Consider the following 15,932-nt stretch of genomic DNA (forward strand, 5'->3'; position numbering starts at 1 on the left):
GAGTCTTACCAGGGTTCGTGATCGTGTTTCCGTACTTCGTTTGGAGAGGGCTCGTCGCCGTCGAAACCGTTGCCGACGCTCAACAGCGAATAGCATCTCCGTAGGAAGAAACCCGATAGGTGTCCATCCCGAGCGTTCTCAACACGACTGTCCGCTCGTATTTTGGCCATATCGAGCAACTGTGGGTGGGTGCAGGTCCCTCAGGAACTTCTGAACGGTGCCATCCGGTAAGCTCAACGCGCCCGGACCGACTTGAGCATAGCGTAGATATCTTGTCTCTACAGTCCCCGCTTGGGCCAACGGGGGGTCCCGATTCGGGGGTCGATGGGTATCGATGGCGGCCTCGTGTCACAGTTCGAGTCACATTCTTCCTTTGCTCTCAATTGGTGGGACAAGTTAAGTAGATGGCCCGTAATGTGAGTGCGTGAATATGTCATCAGAATATCGTAATGGCGTTCTATACGACCTCTATCGAAAGCGTGTTGGCAAGCCAACGACTCACGACGAAGTCCGTGGCTACTGGGTGTTCCTGACGGGGATAGTGCTGGGAACGTTCGGTCTTCTCCTGTTCATCCCGAGTACGTCTGCTGTCGGGACATCTGGGTTGACGCTTCGGGAGGTGAGCATCTTCCTCGCAGCCGTCGGATTGGCTATGTTCGCGGCAGGACCAGTAATCAGACTCCCACTTCAATCGTGGGCGAACTACGCGGCGTACATCGGCCAGGCAGTCTGCTTCCTCGCGGCGGTCTGGTTCGTACTGGTGTTCCCGGCTAACTGGAGCGTCCAGACGGGCAATCAGCCCGTCATACTCCTCTACGCGCTGGGACTGGCTATTATCACCGTCGGTGGACTCATCACTCCACTCCTCGTTGGAGTGACCCGAGAGGACTTGGAGGCCAGCGAGAGCAGAGCAGCAGCGCTCGAATCCGAACTGGCCGACGTTCACGAAGAACGCGACCGACTTGAGGTGGCTGCGGAGGAACTCGCCGATCTTGAGGCGGAACTCGAAGAGCTGACGTTCCCGGTGACGGGGAGCGAGGTCGTCGCGGCGATCGGTGATCGCAAGATCGAATCGGCCGAGGGGAGCTACAGTATCGGGGAACTAGTCCCGGAGACGGACGAGGAGACGTTCGACTCTCCGGCGTCCGTCTGGGTACAGTTACCGCAGCCGACAGTTGCCGCGGCCATGAAACGGGTCGTGGAAGCCAGCAAGACGCTTCGGAATACTGATTTCCCCTGGTCACAGCGCAAAGCTTACGAGAAGACGTTCCAAGAGCTCAAAGCGATCGACGCCGATGACGACGACGAAGGCATCCAAGTCATCAGCGACTGGGTCGTCGACCGAATCCGCGACAAAGAAACCCTCCCAACGTCCCGGGCGGTACGCCGAGAAGCGGCGAAGTTCTGTCGGGCGAACGGATATCAGATCCGAAACGACGAGTGGCTCGGGATATAGACCGAGGATCACGACGACGAACGCGAAGTTGGCGAGGTGTGTCAGCCCTGCGAGTCCCCCCGTCGCGTCGCACACCGGAGCGAGAGCATCCGAAATCGCCGTCGCTCGTCTCGTAGGGTTCGAACTCCGATCACCGTTTTCGACCTCGCTTCGCTCGGTCAGAAAACGGGCGTGGCGGGAGTCCCGCGAGCGAACGAAGTGAGCGAGTGGGACTACGCCACGGCCGCGAACGAACGAAGTAAGTGAGCGGGCGTGGCGGGATTCGAACCCGCGATCTAGAGGTTAGGAACCTCTCGCCCTATCCGCTAGGCCACACGCCCTGTGGCGGTCGTAGACGGGACGCCCTGAAAAAGGTCGGTATCCTGGGGTGGCGGATCACTTTTGACATCTGCACCAGTGTTTATTCGTGTCTGGGGAGGTAATAGTGAACCATGAGTAACCGACTCACGGACACCGATCGACGACGACTCCTCGCACTGGTTGGAAGCGGACTCACCGTTGGACTGGCCGGCTGTTCCGGCGGTGGCGATGGCGGTGACGGCAGTGAGGACACGGATACGGCGACGGCGACGGCGACGGCGACGGCGACGGCAACCTCGGGCGGAGACGGTGACGATACGGTGCCGTCCGAATACCGGACGGCGACCAGCATCGGCGGGACCCAGCGCAATCCGGACTCGGTCTCCGCGAAATCCGCGGTGAACTACCAGGAACAGCCCCAAGACGGCCAACAGTGTTCGAACTGTCAGTTCTACATCGAGGACAAGAACGGCGACGGGATGGGTGCCTGTGCTATCGTCGCCGGAAACATCGCCCCCGAGGCGTACTGCGTCAGTTACGCGGAGTATCAGGGCTGACCTCACGGCGACTAGAGGAACACACCAGAGGCCGTATAAGCGACCCTCGGTTAGAGTACTCCGATGAAGTCGGGGGACACGCGGACGTGGCAGGCCACAGCAGTGGTCTGCTCGGTACTCTTGCTCGCCGCCTCACTCGGCGCCTTCGCCGTCGATCTCGGCTCCGCGCGCCCGAACCCGGTGGCGTACGAAGACACGGTGAAACTCGGTCTGGCCGCCGAAACGGAACAGGTGGCCGAACACGAGGGGGCCTCGATCCCTCGCGTCGAGGTGTTTTACTCACAGTATCGCTACGTGGTCGGCTACACGGGGGTCGGGCAGGCTCTCTCGGCCCTCGACGACCCCGGACGCGAACAGCAGTTCGGCTACCCACTCGCGGTGTACGCCTCGGACTACGCCGGCCGGTCACCACGCTGTGCGAACGACGGAACGCTCGTTACGACCACGAACCCGGACTGGGTGTCGGTGACCGAGGCGCAGTTCGTCGTCGGGAGCGACGCACAGGTCGCCGGCCATCCGGTCGTCGTTCCGTTCTCGTCGCCGGCGGACGCGGCCGCCTTCGCCGACGACTGTGGCGGGCGCGTCGTCGACTGGGAGACGTTGCGCCGGGATCCGCCGACGGTGACCGGCGCCACGGGGGTGAAGTCGCAGGTCGACGACCGGCGGACGTCCGCCGACCGCCGGGTCGACATGGCGCAGTCACTACTCGACCGTGAGGTGTCGGTCGTGGTGGGTCGGGACGCGCCGACGATCCAGGCCGCGGTCGAGACGGCACCCCCGAACACCACCGTCCTCGTCCCCGGCGGGCGCTACGAGGAACACGTCGTCGTGAACCGGTCGCTCACCCTCCGCGGTCCGGGCGCTCGGCTGTCCGGCGGCGGCAACGGCACCGTGATCGACGTTCGAGCCGACGACGTGGCGGTGACCGGCTTCGCGATCAGTGGCGTCGGCAACGCGACCCGGGCGACGAACGGGGGCGTCGAGGGGAGCACCGATTGGGACGCACAGATCCAGCGCGGATACGGCGGTGGCGACGCGGCCGTCGCGGCGACCAACGTCTCGCGACTGTACGTCCGCAACGTGACGGTCGACACGCCGTCGAACGGTGTGTTACTTCGTCGCGTCCCGGGAGCCGTCGTCGATGACATCGCGGTGAACGGCTCCGCCGAGTGGCTCGACGGCTTCATGGGTGTCATCGCGATGAACGATGCCGTGGTGGTTCAGGACTCCCGGATAACGGGCGGCCGCGACGGGGTGTACCTCCACCGCGCACCGGGAACCGTCGTCCGGAACAACACCTTCCTCGACCAGCGTTTCGGCGTCCACCTGATGTACACCTCCGAGACGCTGGTCGCAGACAACGTGGCCCGCGGACAGGAGGCAAGCGGCGTCGTCGTCATGACGCGCCCGTCCGGCAACGCCGTCGTCGGCAACGACGTGCGCCACGCCAACGGCGGCATCTTCGTCGGCGGCTCGCACAGCTACGTCGCGGACAACGTAGCGGTCGACACCGACCGCGGCATGGTTGCTTACGCCACCCAGACGACGTTCGAGGGGAACGTTCTCTACGAAAACCGGGTCGGATTCGCCGCCTCGACGGTGGTGCCCTCGAATCGGGTCGTCGCCAACGACTTCGTGGGCAACGACCGCCACGCCACGGCCGGACCGGGACCGCTGCGCATCTTCACCCACGAGGGGCGTGGCAACTACTGGGAGGGCGCCTACGACACGAGCCTCGACGGCGACGTGACCCTCGACCGGGCGTACTCCCCGACCGATCCGCTGGACCGCAGACTCCACCGGACCGACGCCGCGGTGACGCTGAGTTCGGCACCCACCATCCGCGGTCTCCGGGCGCTCCGGGGTACGACGCCCGGATTCCGGAAGGCGAGCATCGTCGACACGGCGCCACTCGCCCGCCCGGCGAATCCGGAACTGCTCGCCAACGCGCGAAACGAGACGGCGACGGGGGCCGGAGCGTGACGGACGAGTCGTCGCTTCGCGCGACCGACGTCACCCGGACGTTCGGCGACCTGACCGCACTCTCCGAGGTGTCGATATCGATTCCTCCGGGCGAAGTCGTCGCACTGATCGGGCCGAACGGCTCGGGGAAGACGACACTCCTCCGGGTGCTCGCCGGTCTCCTGTCGCCGACGGAAGGGACGGTCGACTACGAGGGGCCGGACGCGGTTCGTCCCCTCGGCTATCTGCCCCAGGAACCGACCTTCCGACCGGGGTTTACGACGCGGGAGACGGCGGCGTTCTACGCCCGACTCGTCGACGACGACCCGACGGACCTGCTCGACCGGGTGGGTCTGGGCGGGGTCGCCGACCGGCGCGTCGGGGCGCTATCCGGTGGGATGACGCGACTGCTCGGCATCGCCCAGGCGCTCGCCGGCGCTCCACCGGTGCTCGCCCTCGACGAACCCGCGAGCGGCCTCGATCCGGGGATGAGTGAGCTCGTCTACGACATCGTCGACGCACTCGCCGAGGAGGGTCACGCCGTCGTCGTGACGTCACACGACCTCCCCGCAGTCGAGCGGACGGCGGATCGGGTCGTCGTCCTCGACCGGGGTGAAGTCGTCGCGGAGGGCACGCCGGCGGAACTCCGCGAACGAACCGGCGGACCCCTTCACGAGACGTTCACGTCGCTGGTCGGCGGCGATCAGGATATCGTCGCGGTTCGCACGCGGGGGCAGGCGGAATGACGGGACCCCTCGGCGCCTTCTGGGCGGTGTTCGCCCGGGAAGTCCGCGCCGCCTCCCGAAGTTGGACCTACGCGCTCCTCGCGGCCGTGGTGACGTTCGTCGTCTTCGGCGTCGCCCGCGCGGGGAACGGTCCCTCCGCCGGCTACGTGCCGACCGTCGTGGACGTGTTGCTGGTCGTCGAGGTACTGGTACCGGCCATCGCGTTCGCCGTCGGCTACCGGGCCATCGCCGACGACGCCGAACGCGGCCGTCTGGAGGTGTTCGCCACCTACCCACTTCCCGCGTCCGCGTACGTCGGCGGCGTCTACGCCGGCCGAGCCGTCGCGTTGCTCGGCGTCGTGGTGGCGCCGCTCGCCGTCCTCGGCCTCCACGTCGCTACCACGGCCGCTCCCGAGACGGCGGTGTTCGCCACGCACCGCGGCGTCGATTCGCCGCTCCTGTTCCTTCGCTTTCTGGCGCTCACGGCGGCGTTCGCCCTCGTCGCGCTCGCCATCGCCGTCGCCATCTCCGCGAGCGCCGGCTCCCGTCGGCGTGCCATCCTGCTCGCCCTCGTCGGCCTGCTGGTCGTGGTCGTCGGTGCCGACATCACCGTCTTCGGGGCGCTTGCCGGCGACACCGGTTTCGCACTCGACGCGCTTCTCGCGCTCTCGCCGTCGAGTGCCTACCGCGGGCTGGTGTTCGAGACGGTACTCTACGTGGCCTTCGCCGGGCGCTCGGCGTTCATCTCGACGGCCGCTGCCGTGACGAGCCTCGTCGTCTGGGGGCTGGCGTCGCTCCTCGCCGCGACGCTCGCACTCCGGTGGCGGCGACGCTGAGGCGACGCCTCGGGGCGTCTCCGCGGGCTCACTCCTCTGCTTCGACGCCGTGGAGACCGGCGTCGACGAACCGCATGAAGCGGTCGACGAGTCTGTCGGAGAGCGACGGCGTGACCGCCTGGAGGAACGCCACCGTCTCCTCCGGGCGCGTGAGCGCCACCTCGACTCGCCCACGGTCGCCGTAAGAGCGCTCGACGATGCCGGCCTCCTCGAGCGTGTCGATGTGCCAGGAGACGGTGCTTCGCGCCAGCCCGAGTCTGTCGGCGAGGGCGCCGGCCGGGAGTCGTCCCTCCTCGATCAGGTGCGTGATGAGTTCGCGGGCAGTCTCCCGTCGATAGAGCGAGAGGACCCGCCGCTCCCAGGGGTCGTACTCCGGGTCGAAGTAATGAGTGCGTCCGCGGATCCGTTCGGCGACCACCTCGTCGCTCCGGCCGAGGCGCCGGAGGTGGTACTGGGCTTGCCCCGTCGCGATATCCAGGTTCCGGACGAGTTCGTTGAAGTGAACGCCAGGGTTGGACTGGACGTGGTCGCGAACCTGTCGACGAACGGTGGTCATACACTGGAGTAGTGCGGCGGAAGGACAATCGCCTCTCGTCGATTCCCACCTGGTGGGAACCGCCCCTACCCTCTGGCGACGAGTTCTTGAGAGATATCCTCCGCCGCGATGACGTCGCCGCCGTACTCCGAGGCGAAGGCCTCGGCGTCCTCGCCGTCGCTAAACGGCACCAGTGCCGGGCCCATTGCACCCTCGACGTCCGTCCCGGCGACGACTTCCAGGTCCTCCGTCGGTACGAACGTCTCGGCCGCCAGGTGCGCCGAGATGACACGGGTGCCATCCGACTCGCTGATCCCGTAGTCCACGGCCGAATAGTCGGTGAGGTAGGTCACCTGCGGTCGCCAGCCCTGTGGCTCCGTCTCGTACCGGTGTCTGAAGGTACAGATGGTGCTACAGAAGCGGGCGGGGGGATCGTGGCCCTCGGGACTGTTCTCTTGGTAGTAGGTCTGTCCCGACGGACCGGGGTGCTGGTCGATGACCATCCCGCACTGATCACAACTGCCCGCGTCGGACAGCGAAATCGGCTCGGGTCGGTCGTCGGTGCCCGAACACCCCGCGAGGGCGACGGCGGCCGCAGTACCGAGAAGGACGCGTCGGCGCGTCGTGCCGACGGCGGTGTGTCGACTCATAGGTGAGCTACGGCCTTGATCGACAAAGGTACGCTGGTGTGTCCGTCGAAAGTGACCGTCATCGGGTTGCCCTGGCGTGCTCCGTGACGAGATACGCAGCCGAGAGGATCAACACGGCGATGGCGAAGTCGGTGGTGTGTTCGATCAGGTGGTGGACGACCATGGGAACCCGACCGAGGACCGTCCCGATGCCGACGACGGAGCGGAGGACGAGTAGACCGATGGCAACCGTAAGGAGGACGTACGGTCGTGACCGTCGGCGCCGCGTCGCGACGAGGGCGATGGCGAACAGCGACAGCGTGCCGAGTGTCGTGAGTCCGAGGACGGCGAGCAGTGCCAGCGCCTCGCCCGTTCCCAGCCAGTTTCCCGTCGGGAGACTCATTCCGGGTCGGACCGACACCCCCCACGGACCAATAGGTTGTGGATGTGCCCCGACGGGCGAAAAGAACCGAGCGTCCTGCCGGGCCGCTACTCCTCGGCGACGAACGCAACTGTACACTCGGCGTTCAGCAAGACGAGCTGTGAGACGCTTCCCATCAACGCCTTGCCGATCGGCGTCTGCTTTCGCGGCCCGAGGACGATGTAGCTGGCGCCGCGCTCCTCGGCCTCGTTGAGGATGCGCGGGGCCGGATCGCCGAGCGCTCCGGCGGCCGTGACGTGTTCGGGGTCGTTGAGTGCCAGCCGGATCGCGTTCGAGGCGACCTCCTCGGCCGACGCCAGATCTTCGGTCTCGGGCTGTACGTTGAGGACGACCAGTTCCTCCCCGAACGCCTGCGCGAGTTCGTATCCACGCTGTACTACCCGGGAGTCCTCCGCGTCGTCGACTGCAGCCAGGATTGACATGGCACTCCTCTGTCCTATCGGGATTTAAATAAATGTTGGTGACAATTGTCAGCTGAGAAGAATGATTTTCGGAGAGAATCCGGATTCCAGCGGGCAATGTCCCTGTTTCGGACGAAATGCGTCCAGCATTCCAACTGTCAACGGACCAATATCAGATCGGCAGTGGTGGCCCAAACGTATAGATGCGGGCGTCTCGTTAGTGGTCGATACTGTCATGTGCCGGGTGGTGAGTCTCGGGAGCATCAACGTGGACCGTATCGTCTCGGTGACCGCGGACGAACTCGCCGCGTACGCGGAGCGGTTCGACTGGTTTCCGGACCGGGGACGCACCGTGCGCGTCGAGGACGTCCCCGAGGACTTCACCGTCGATGCCGACGAGATTCGCCACGGAGGGAAGGGCGCGAACCAGGCAGCGGCGGCGGCCCGGGCGGACGCGTCGACGAAGATGCTCGGAACGGTCGGACGGGACCACGAAACGTTCGACGTCCTCCCTGCCCTCGCCGGCGTCGGCGTCGACGGCGGCCGGATCGAGGTGGCCGACGCTCCGACCGGCACCGCCTACGTGTTCGTCGACGAGTCGGGCGACAATCGCATCGTCGTCCACCCCGGCGCCAACGCGGCCATCGACCGACCCTACGTCCGGGCGCAGGCCGACGCCATCCGCGACGCCGACTGTCTCCTCTTGCAAAACGAGATCCCAGTTGCCCCCGTCGAAGCCTTGCTCGCGGACCTCGCCGACGACCCGGACCGACCGACGGTGCTCCTCGATCCGGCACCCGTCGAGGGGGTCGATCCCCTCGTCGACGCGGCGGCGGTGGATTATCTCACGCCGAACGAACACGAGTACGCGGCGCTCGGTGCCGCACTCGACGACTTCGACGGCGTGGTGGTTCGCAAGCGAGGTGGTGATCCGGTCGTCGTCGAACGGGCCGGCGAACGACTGTTCACGGTCGATCCGCCGGCGGTCACCCCGGCCGACACTACCGGCGCCGGCGACGCCCTCAACGGCGTGCTTGCGGCCCGCCTCGCTGCCGGTGCCACGCTTCGCGAAGCCGTCGAGACGGCCACCGTCGCCGGATCGCTCGCCACTCGCGAGGTCGGTGCCCGCAACGGCGTTCCGTCGCTGGCCGAGATCGAGGCGTTTCGGTCGTCCGGGTGACCGCCGAGACAGATTCAAATGGTCGTGCGGTGAACGCTCGCGCATGGTCGCGTTCGGCGAAGAGTCACCGACGTCGCTCCGGGAGCGGGTGGTGTCGACGACGGCCGATCTGGTTGAGTACCGAACCACCGCCGACCGGCCGGCAGAGATCGAGGCCGGACTCGCTTACGTCGCCGACTTCTTCGCGGACGCCGACGTCGTCGTCGAGCGCTACAGCCACGACGACACGCCGTCGCTCGTGGTTTCGCTCGACGGATCGGTCGCTCCCGACCTGTTGTTTCACGGCCACCTCGACGTCGTGCCCGGCGGCGACCGACTGTTCACCCCGCGAAACGTCACCGAGGGCGAACTCTCCGGACGGGGCACGGCGGATATGAAGGGTGGACTGGCGGCGATGATGCACGTCGTCCGCGACCTGTCCAGGACCAGGGACCCACCGTCGCTGGCGCTGATGGTCGTCACCGACGAGGAACGGGGCGGCTACGACGGCGCCCGCTACCTCCTCGAGGAGGAGGGCTACGACCCATCGTTCTGTGTGACGGGTGAACCCAACAACCTCGACGGGTACATGGACGTCGTCCACCGCCAGAAAGGGGTGATCCGGATCGACCTGCGGGCGACGGGCCGTCCGGCCCACGCCGCCACCCCGGAGCAAGGCGAGAGCGCAATCGAGACGCTACTGGCGGCGTACCCCGACGTCGAGGCGGTGTTCGAGGCGGCGACCGACGACTGGCCGACGACCGTCAACTACGGCCTGATCGAGGGGGGGGCGACGGTCAATCAGGTCGCCGAGTCGGCACGACTCCGTCTCGACGTGCGCTACCCGGACGCCGACGCTCGCGACCGGGTGTTGACGGCGCTGCGTGAGATTCCCGGGCTCACCGTCGAGAGCGTCGGCCACGGCGCGCCGGTCGACACCGACCCCGACGACCCCTACGTCCGCGGCCTCCAGCGACACGCGGAGGGGGTGATCGGCCAGCCAGTGAACCTGACCTGCAAGCCCCACACCAGCGACCTGCGTCACTTCGCGACCCACGGTGTGCCCGGCGTGGCCTTCGGTCCCGAGGCGTACGGGTCCCACGAGGACTACGAGTACCTCGTCGTCGACAGCCTCCCCGACTACTGTCGGACGCTCGCCGCCTTCGCCGCCGACGCACCCTACAGCGCCAGTTCCCAGTAGCGGTCGTGGTGCTCGATCACCCGATACTCCAGGCCCAGCACGTCGATCAGGGCTTTCACGTCGTCGACGACGGCCACGCGCGTCGGCGTCTCCGTCGGTGGGTGCTGGAAGACGAAGGCGTCGCGGTTCTTCCCGTCGCGCGTCAGCCAATCGGGGATGAAGCCCGCCGGCGAGAAGCCGTCGGCCTCTAGCGGTTCGTACAGCGCCAACAGGCGGCGAGCGTTGGCGTCGACTGGCACCATCAGGTGGACGTCCTCCTCGCGCATGGCCGCCCGGATTTCGGATTCCGTGCGTGCCCACGACTCGTGTCCGTCGGCGGTCACCTCCCAGAGGAAGCCCCGCGCCCGCGAGAGCGCCATCTCCACCTGATCGGCGGTGGGGTAGGTCACCGTGTTGACCGTGCGGATGCGACGGCCGAGCAGGTCGAGCGACGCACTCGCAAGCGTCCGCTCGACGACGTGTCGGTATCGCTCCGGGACGTACACGTCGCGTTCGTCGTAGTCGATGCTGGGCGTATAGAGCATGATGACCTCGCTCTCGCTCGTGGGACCGAAGTACCCCTCTTGGAGGCCCTTGTGGATCGAGAACGGTTCGAATCCGCGGGCGAGGAGATTGTGCTGTGAGGCGGGGTGGGAGGTCACCGCTGCCGAGTAGACCAGCCCGGAGAACTCCGCCCGGTCGTGGAGGACGTTCAACCGGTGTTTCAGGAGTTCGCGACCCAAACCCTTCCCCTGGTGAGTGGGGTGGACTGCCAGTTTGCAGATCTGCGCGTTCCCCTCGTCCAGCGAATCGAACTCGATGGCAGCCGTGGCGACGGCTCGATCCTCGTACTCGACGACGTAGGCGGCGACGTTCGGGTCCGCGAGGAGGCGCGACCGAACCGCCGAAGTCTCGACCAGCGGGTAGTCGGTGTCGGATGGGTACGCCGCCGCGTACACCGCCGCGACGTCCGACACGTGGTCCGCCCGTGCCCGCCCGACGGCGTACCCCGGTGGGAGGTCCGACGTGAACGGCCGCTCCGCCTCGATCATCCGCCGATCAGTTCACGTCTATCTGTGTCCCCTGCGATTCGGCATCGCGCTTCGGCATCCGCACCGTCAGAACGCCGTTGTTGTAGGTGGCGGTGATCTCCTCTTCGTCGACGGCGACCGGGAGACCGATCGACCGGGAGACGGAGGATTCCCGGCGTTCGCGGCGGACGTATTCGCCGGCTTTCTCCTCCGTTTCCTCCTCGTGTTCGGCCGACACCTGGAGGGTCCCATCCATCACCCGCACGTCGATGTCCTCCGTCTCGAAGCCGGGCAGGTCGCCCGTCAACACCAGCTCCTCGCCCGTGTCCTCGAGGTCGACGCTCATGCCACCCGCCGTCGCCGACACCGGCAGACCGGCGTCGAACTCCTCGGGTTCCCACATCCGCGCCGCACTCTCGAAGTTCTCCTGCATGCGCTCGAACAGTTCCTCCAGTTCGTCGAACGGATTTCGTCGGCTCATAGACACTCCACATGACGACCCGCTAACTAAAAACCCCTCACGGTCGTTCCTGACCGTCGGGAACGAGGGTCACCGCTCTTCGTCCAGGTAGGTCATCGCCTCCTCGTCGGACACCTGTCCGAACTGGTCGTAGAAGGCGCCGACGGCGCCGAAACTGGACGGCGTCAACAGCGAGACGACGGCGTCGCACTCGGTATCGAGGCGGGCCACGGTGTCGGGCGGCCCGACGGGAACCGCGAGGACGACGTGATCGGCTCCCTTCGCCCGGACGAGGCGGAGGGCGGCGATGGCCGTCGCGCCCGTGGCGACGCCGTCGTCGACGACCACCACCGACTTTCCGGTCAGATCCGGCGCCGGTCGGTCGCCGCGGTAGCGCGAGGCCTTCTCGCGGGCCGCCGTGGCCTCACGCTCGCGTTCCGTCTCGACGTAGGACTCGCTCACACCCAGCCGGTCGATGGTGTCCTCGTCGAGCCACGCGCTCCCGTCGCTTCCGACGGCACCGATGGCGTACTCGGGGTTGCCGGGCGCGCCGATTTTGGAAGCCACGACGATATCCAGCGGTGCGTCGAGTGCGCCGGCGACGATACGGCCGAGCGGTAATCCGCCGCGCGGGATGGCGAGGACGACGTCTGCCTCCACATCTCGCTCGACGAGTTCGTTCGCCAACCGTCGACCCGCCTCGGTACGGTCCGCGAACCGGTCGCCGTCGGCGTCGGTGCTCATGCGGAATAGTTGACTATCCAACGTGAAATAGGTCGCTTCCGTTCCCAGCAGCCGAGAAGGGGACGTCGTCCAGCCGTCACCCCTCGGCGCGGGCCGTCCGCATCCGCGCCGCGATCAGTTCGTTCACGTTGTGGAAGAGGACGGCGACGGAGAGCAGCGTCGTGGCGAGGTAGACGATGAACCCCGGTGGGCCGCCGAGCGTGTTCCCGACTGCCGCGCCAGCGATGCCGACGACGGTGAGTTCGACCCACGTCACCAGAATCCGGGAGGCGAGCCGCGGGGTCCCATCGTCATCGTCGGCCGTCGTCGCGTCCTCGTCACCCATCAGTACGTCTCTCCCGCCTCTATCGGGCCGCTGAACGCCGAGTAGAGGACGACGAAGTAGGCGAACACGAGCGGCAGGAGCAACGCAGCCCCGATGGACATGAGGTTGAGCGACAGCGTGGGGACGATGGCGGCCTCGACGGTCAGCCCCGCCGCCGGATCGACCGACGGATAGAGCAGCGTCGCGACGACGGCGACGAGCGCGAACACCAGCCCCGCGGCGGCGACGAAGGCGGCGTAGTACCGGTCGCGATGCGTCGCGACGGCGTAGGCCGCCGCGAGGACGAGCGTCGCGGCGACGAGTCCCACGACGGCCGAGGAGCGCATCGACGCCCGCAGGCCGGGTGTGAGGCCGTAGAGGGCGGCGAGCGTCGCGACGACCAACATCAGGTACGCGACGAGCGCGCGGTAGCCGTCGGTTCGCAAGTCGTCCCGGAGGTCACCACGGGTCTTCAGGCGCAGGAAGGCGACGCCATCGACGACGGTGAGGGCGACGACTGTCAGGCCGACGAGAACGCCCGCCGGCGTGACGAGCGACGTCGACCCGAGCAGCCAGTTGGCGGTGAACATCCCGAGGAAAAAGGGCGTCGCGAGACTGCCGGCGACGAACGAGCGCCCCCACCAGCGTTGCCAGCGCTCGTCGTGGCGCTGTTCGTACATCTCCGGCGCCAGTCCGCGGAGGATGAGCGCCCCCAGGATGGCGAACATCAACAGGTAGTTCCGGCTGAACAGGTTGGCGTAGACGGCCGGGAAGGCGGCGAACATCGCCCCACCGAAGACGACGAGCCACACCTCGTTGCCGTCCCAGAACGGCCCGATTGCGGCGAGGAACTGTTCGCGTTCCGCGTCGTCCTCGCGGGTCGCAAAGAGCACACCGACGCCGAAGTCGAACCCGTCGAGAAAGAGGAAGGTCCCGAAGATGAAAAACAGGAGCGCGAACCAGAGGTCCGGAAGCGGCAGGCCAAAGAGCGGGCCACTCGACAGCGTATCGACGCTAGTCATCGGCGCCCACTCCAGTCGTCGACTCGGCGGACTCCGTCGTCACGAGGTCCGCGCCCGTCGGCGGACCGGCGCGGATCAGTCGGGCGACGACGTAGCCGTAGAGGGCGAGCAAGCCGAGATAGAGCGCGGCGAAGCCCGCGAGCGTCGCCGTCGCTTCGGCCCCCGTCAGCCCCGGTGAGACGCCCGAACTCGTCTTCATCACGCCCTGGATGATCCAGGGCTGGCGCCCCACCTCGGTGACCACCCAACCCACCTCGACGGCGACGACGCCGAGCGGTGAGGAGGCCATCAGCGCCTTGTGCAACAGGTCGTCTTCGAGGAGTTCTCCCCGGAACCAGCGGTACCCACCCCAGAACGCCAGGAGGACGAACCAGAACCCGAGCGCCACCATGATGCGGAACGACCAGAAGACGATGGCCACGGGTGGCTGTGGGCCCTCGAACTCCTCCAGACCGCGGATCGTCGCCTGTGGATCACCGCCGCTCGCGAGCCACGACGCACCGCCCGGGATACCGATGCCGAAGATCTCCTTGGCTCGCGGATCGAGGATGTCAGAGACGCTCGTCGGGACGGCGAAGAGATACTCCGGGACGTAGCTGTCCGTCTCCCAGACGGCCTCCATCGCCGCGAACTTCTGGGGCTGCGTCTCGTAGACGTGCCGGGCGTACATATCGCCGTGGAGCACCTGTAGCGGCGCCGAGATCAGGAGCGCGACAAGGCCGATTTTGAGCGTGGTCTCCCAGAACTCGGGGTGATCGACCGGATTGTCCCAGACGTGATGCCGAAAGACGAAGTACGCGGCGAGACCCGAAACCGCGAGGGCGACGGACTCGACGGCTGCGTTCTGCATGTGGACGAACATCCAGAAAAATCGGGGGTTGAGGTAGGCGGCGATGGGATCGGTCAGGTGAACCACCTGCTGGCCGTTCCGGGTCACCATCTCGAACCCCCGTGGGTTCTGCATCCACGAGTTGGCGATCAGGATCCAGACGGCCGAGAGCCAGGTGCCGAGGCCCACGGCGACGGCAGAGATCATGTAGAGAACGTCGCCCACGCGCTCTCGCCCGTAGACGAAGACGCCGAGGAAGGTCGCTTCCAGCATGAACGCCATCATCCCCTCGACGGCGAGGGGGCCGCCGAACAGGGGGCCGGCCGTCGTCGCGAAGGCGGCGAAGTTGGTGCCGAACTCGAATTCGAGAACGATTCCCGTCACCGTCCCGACGACGAAACTCACGGCGAAGATCCGGGTCCAGAACCGACGCAACTGCTCGTAAACGGGGTTCCCCGTGCGGATGTCCTTCCAGGTGAAGTAGAGCAGGAAGGGGGCGAGTCCCATGCTCACGACCGGGAAGATGATGTGGACGATGGTCGTGAGGGCGAACTGTAACCGGCTTGCGATGACTGGGTCTACCATGCGTGTCTTGTTGCGGTTGGTGTCCGTCGCAGTGTTTCCGACCGATTGGCGCTTCCGTCCGCGATTCGTCGTGGTCTCGCTCCGTCGGTTCAGCCCCGAAAGAGCATCAGCACCTCTTCGACCACGTCGGACTCGGCAGCGACGACGTAGCGCTCCCCCGCTTCGAGTTCCGTGTCCGCACGGGCGATCCGCGTCCGGTCACGGTCGGAGACGACCAGACTCCCCCTGGGGAGACTGACCTCGTCGAGGGTGTGGCCGACGACAGGGGCGCCCTCTGTCACCTCGATTTCCAGGATTTCGAGGTCGTGGTGGTCGCTCGCGAGGGTCCGTACCTCGTCTCCGGAGAGGATGTCCGCCGCCGTAGCGGCGCTCAGCTCGTGGGGGAGGATCGTCGCGTCGGCGATTTCGTCGTACTCGTCCTCGGTTCCCGTGTCGGTCCGGGCCAGGGTCCGGATGTCGGGATCGATCCGTTTGGCCTCCAGACAGACCGCCAGGTTCGTCCCCGGCTGATCGGTCAGCGCGGCGATGGCGTCCGCACGCTCCAGGTCGGCCTGTTCGAGGATGGACGGGGCCGTGGCGTCGCCCTGGAGAACCAACCCGACGTGTTCGTCGGCGGCCGCGTCCGAGCGGTCCTCCGCCTTCTCGATCAACACGATATCGTGACCCCGGTCGGCCAACTCCCGAGCCGTCCTGAGACCGACGCGGCCGCCGCCGGCGACGACGATGCGTTTGGTGTGGGTCATGGTCGATGGGTCCGTCGGTTCGACGCCGATTC

The 15,932-nt window shown here is 66.8% G+C and carries 18 protein-coding genes, 1 tRNA gene and 1 pseudogene; 8 read left to right on the top strand and 12 right to left on the bottom strand.

What is annotated here, in order from left to right:
• Positions 1-430: 430 nt before the first annotated feature.
• Positions 431-796: pseudogene (locus tag V8686_RS18465) on the top strand (DUF7139 domain-containing protein); the annotation flags it as partial.
• Between the two features lie 135 nt (positions 797-931).
• Complete coding sequence (locus tag V8686_RS11375; protein WP_379706538.1) at positions 932-1,456, top strand: DUF5789 family protein; 525 nt, start codon at positions 932-934, stop codon at positions 1,454-1,456.
• Between the two features lie 247 nt (positions 1,457-1,703).
• Here V8686_RS11375 and V8686_RS11380 read toward each other — a convergent pair.
• Positions 1,704-1,776, bottom strand: a tRNA-Arg gene (locus V8686_RS11380).
• 111 nt (positions 1,777-1,887) lie between these two features.
• Here V8686_RS11380 and V8686_RS11385 point away from each other — a divergent pair.
• The 4 genes from V8686_RS11385 (at position 1,888) to V8686_RS11400 (ending at position 5,836) form a co-directional block, all read left to right on the top strand.
• A complete protein-coding gene (locus V8686_RS11385; RefSeq protein ID WP_379704228.1) occupies positions 1,888-2,313 on the top strand; it encodes a high-potential iron-sulfur protein in 426 nt (141 codons plus the stop codon).
• 63 nt (positions 2,314-2,376) lie between these two features.
• Positions 2,377-4,296 (top strand): NosD domain-containing protein, encoded by a 1,920-nt coding sequence (locus V8686_RS11390; protein WP_379704229.1) that lies wholly within the window; start codon positions 2,377-2,379, stop codon positions 4,294-4,296.
• Positions 4,293-5,021, top strand: a complete 729-nt coding sequence (locus V8686_RS11395) for an ABC transporter ATP-binding protein (RefSeq protein WP_379704231.1) — start codon at positions 4,293-4,295, stop codon at positions 5,019-5,021. Before V8686_RS11390 ends, V8686_RS11395 begins: the two co-directional genes overlap by 4 nt.
• Positions 5,018-5,836 (top strand): ABC transporter permease subunit, encoded by an 819-nt coding sequence (locus V8686_RS11400; RefSeq protein ID WP_379704233.1) that lies wholly within the window; start codon positions 5,018-5,020, stop codon positions 5,834-5,836. The genes V8686_RS11395 and V8686_RS11400 overlap by 4 nt, the downstream gene beginning before the upstream one ends.
• Positions 5,837-5,864: 28 nt before the next feature.
• Here the strand turns inward: V8686_RS11400 and V8686_RS11405 are convergent, their stop codons facing one another.
• The 4 genes from V8686_RS11405 to V8686_RS11420 all read right to left on the bottom strand — a co-directional run bounded on the left by V8686_RS11405 (position 5,865) and on the right by V8686_RS11420 (position 7,864).
• Positions 5,865-6,392 carry a winged helix-turn-helix transcriptional regulator gene (locus V8686_RS11405; protein ID WP_379704235.1) on the bottom strand — a complete coding sequence of 176 codons (528 nt, stop codon included), beginning with the start codon at positions 6,390-6,392 and terminating at the stop codon, positions 5,865-5,867.
• 65 nt (positions 6,393-6,457) lie between these two features.
• Positions 6,458-7,021, bottom strand: coding sequence for a nitrous oxide reductase accessory protein NosL (locus V8686_RS11410; RefSeq protein ID WP_379704237.1), 564 nt, complete (start codon positions 7,019-7,021; stop codon positions 6,458-6,460).
• A gap of 58 nt (positions 7,022-7,079) precedes the next feature.
• Positions 7,080-7,403 carry a DUF7471 family protein gene (locus V8686_RS11415; RefSeq protein ID WP_379704238.1) on the bottom strand — a complete coding sequence of 108 codons (324 nt, stop codon included), beginning with the start codon at positions 7,401-7,403 and terminating at the stop codon, positions 7,080-7,082.
• Between the two features lie 86 nt (positions 7,404-7,489).
• Complete coding sequence (locus V8686_RS11420) at positions 7,490-7,864, bottom strand: universal stress protein (RefSeq protein ID WP_379704240.1); 375 nt, start codon at positions 7,862-7,864, stop codon at positions 7,490-7,492.
• Between the two features lie 199 nt (positions 7,865-8,063).
• Between V8686_RS11420 and V8686_RS11425 the strand changes: the two genes are divergently transcribed.
• Positions 8,064-9,023, top strand: coding sequence for a PfkB family carbohydrate kinase (locus tag V8686_RS11425; protein WP_379704242.1), 960 nt, complete (start codon positions 8,064-8,066; stop codon positions 9,021-9,023).
• Positions 9,024-9,066: 43 nt separating this feature from the next.
• Positions 9,067-10,203, top strand: coding sequence for a M20 family metallopeptidase (locus V8686_RS11430; RefSeq protein WP_379704244.1), 1,137 nt, complete (start codon positions 9,067-9,069; stop codon positions 10,201-10,203).
• Here the strand turns inward: V8686_RS11430 and V8686_RS11435 are convergent.
• From V8686_RS11435 to V8686_RS11465, 7 genes are all read right to left on the bottom strand, one after another.
• Positions 10,182-11,234, bottom strand: coding sequence for a GNAT family N-acetyltransferase (locus tag V8686_RS11435; RefSeq protein WP_379704246.1), 1,053 nt, complete (start codon positions 11,232-11,234; stop codon positions 10,182-10,184). The two genes, V8686_RS11430 and V8686_RS11435, sit on opposite strands and share 22 nt — an antisense overlap.
• 7 nt (positions 11,235-11,241) lie before the next feature.
• Positions 11,242-11,694 (bottom strand): Hsp20/alpha crystallin family protein, encoded by a 453-nt coding sequence (locus V8686_RS11440; protein WP_379704248.1) that lies wholly within the window; start codon positions 11,692-11,694, stop codon positions 11,242-11,244.
• Between the two features lie 69 nt (positions 11,695-11,763).
• The gene (locus V8686_RS11445) at positions 11,764-12,417 is read right to left on the bottom strand and encodes a phosphoribosyltransferase (RefSeq protein ID WP_379704250.1); all 654 of its coding nucleotides are present in this window, start codon (positions 12,415-12,417) and stop codon (positions 11,764-11,766) included.
• 76 nt (positions 12,418-12,493) lie between these two features.
• Positions 12,494-12,742, bottom strand: a complete 249-nt coding sequence (locus tag V8686_RS11450) for a hypothetical protein (RefSeq protein WP_379704252.1) — start codon at positions 12,740-12,742, stop codon at positions 12,494-12,496.
• Complete coding sequence (gene cydB, locus V8686_RS11455) at positions 12,742-13,743, bottom strand: cytochrome d ubiquinol oxidase subunit II (RefSeq protein WP_379704254.1); 1,002 nt, start codon at positions 13,741-13,743, stop codon at positions 12,742-12,744. Before cydB ends, V8686_RS11450 begins: the two co-directional genes overlap by 1 nt.
• The gene (locus V8686_RS11460) at positions 13,736-15,157 is read right to left on the bottom strand and encodes a cytochrome ubiquinol oxidase subunit I (protein ID WP_379704256.1); all 1,422 of its coding nucleotides are present in this window, start codon (positions 15,155-15,157) and stop codon (positions 13,736-13,738) included. Before V8686_RS11460 ends, cydB begins: the two co-directional genes overlap by 8 nt.
• Before the next feature lie 89 nt (positions 15,158-15,246).
• The gene (locus V8686_RS11465) at positions 15,247-15,900 is read right to left on the bottom strand and encodes a potassium channel family protein (protein WP_379704258.1); all 654 of its coding nucleotides are present in this window, start codon (positions 15,898-15,900) and stop codon (positions 15,247-15,249) included.
• Between the last annotated feature and the right edge of the window lie 32 nt (positions 15,901-15,932).

It is taken from the genome of Haloplanus litoreus (assembly GCF_045690335.1).
Lineage (GTDB): Archaea > Halobacteriota > Halobacteria > Halobacteriales > Haloferacaceae > Haloplanus > Haloplanus litoreus.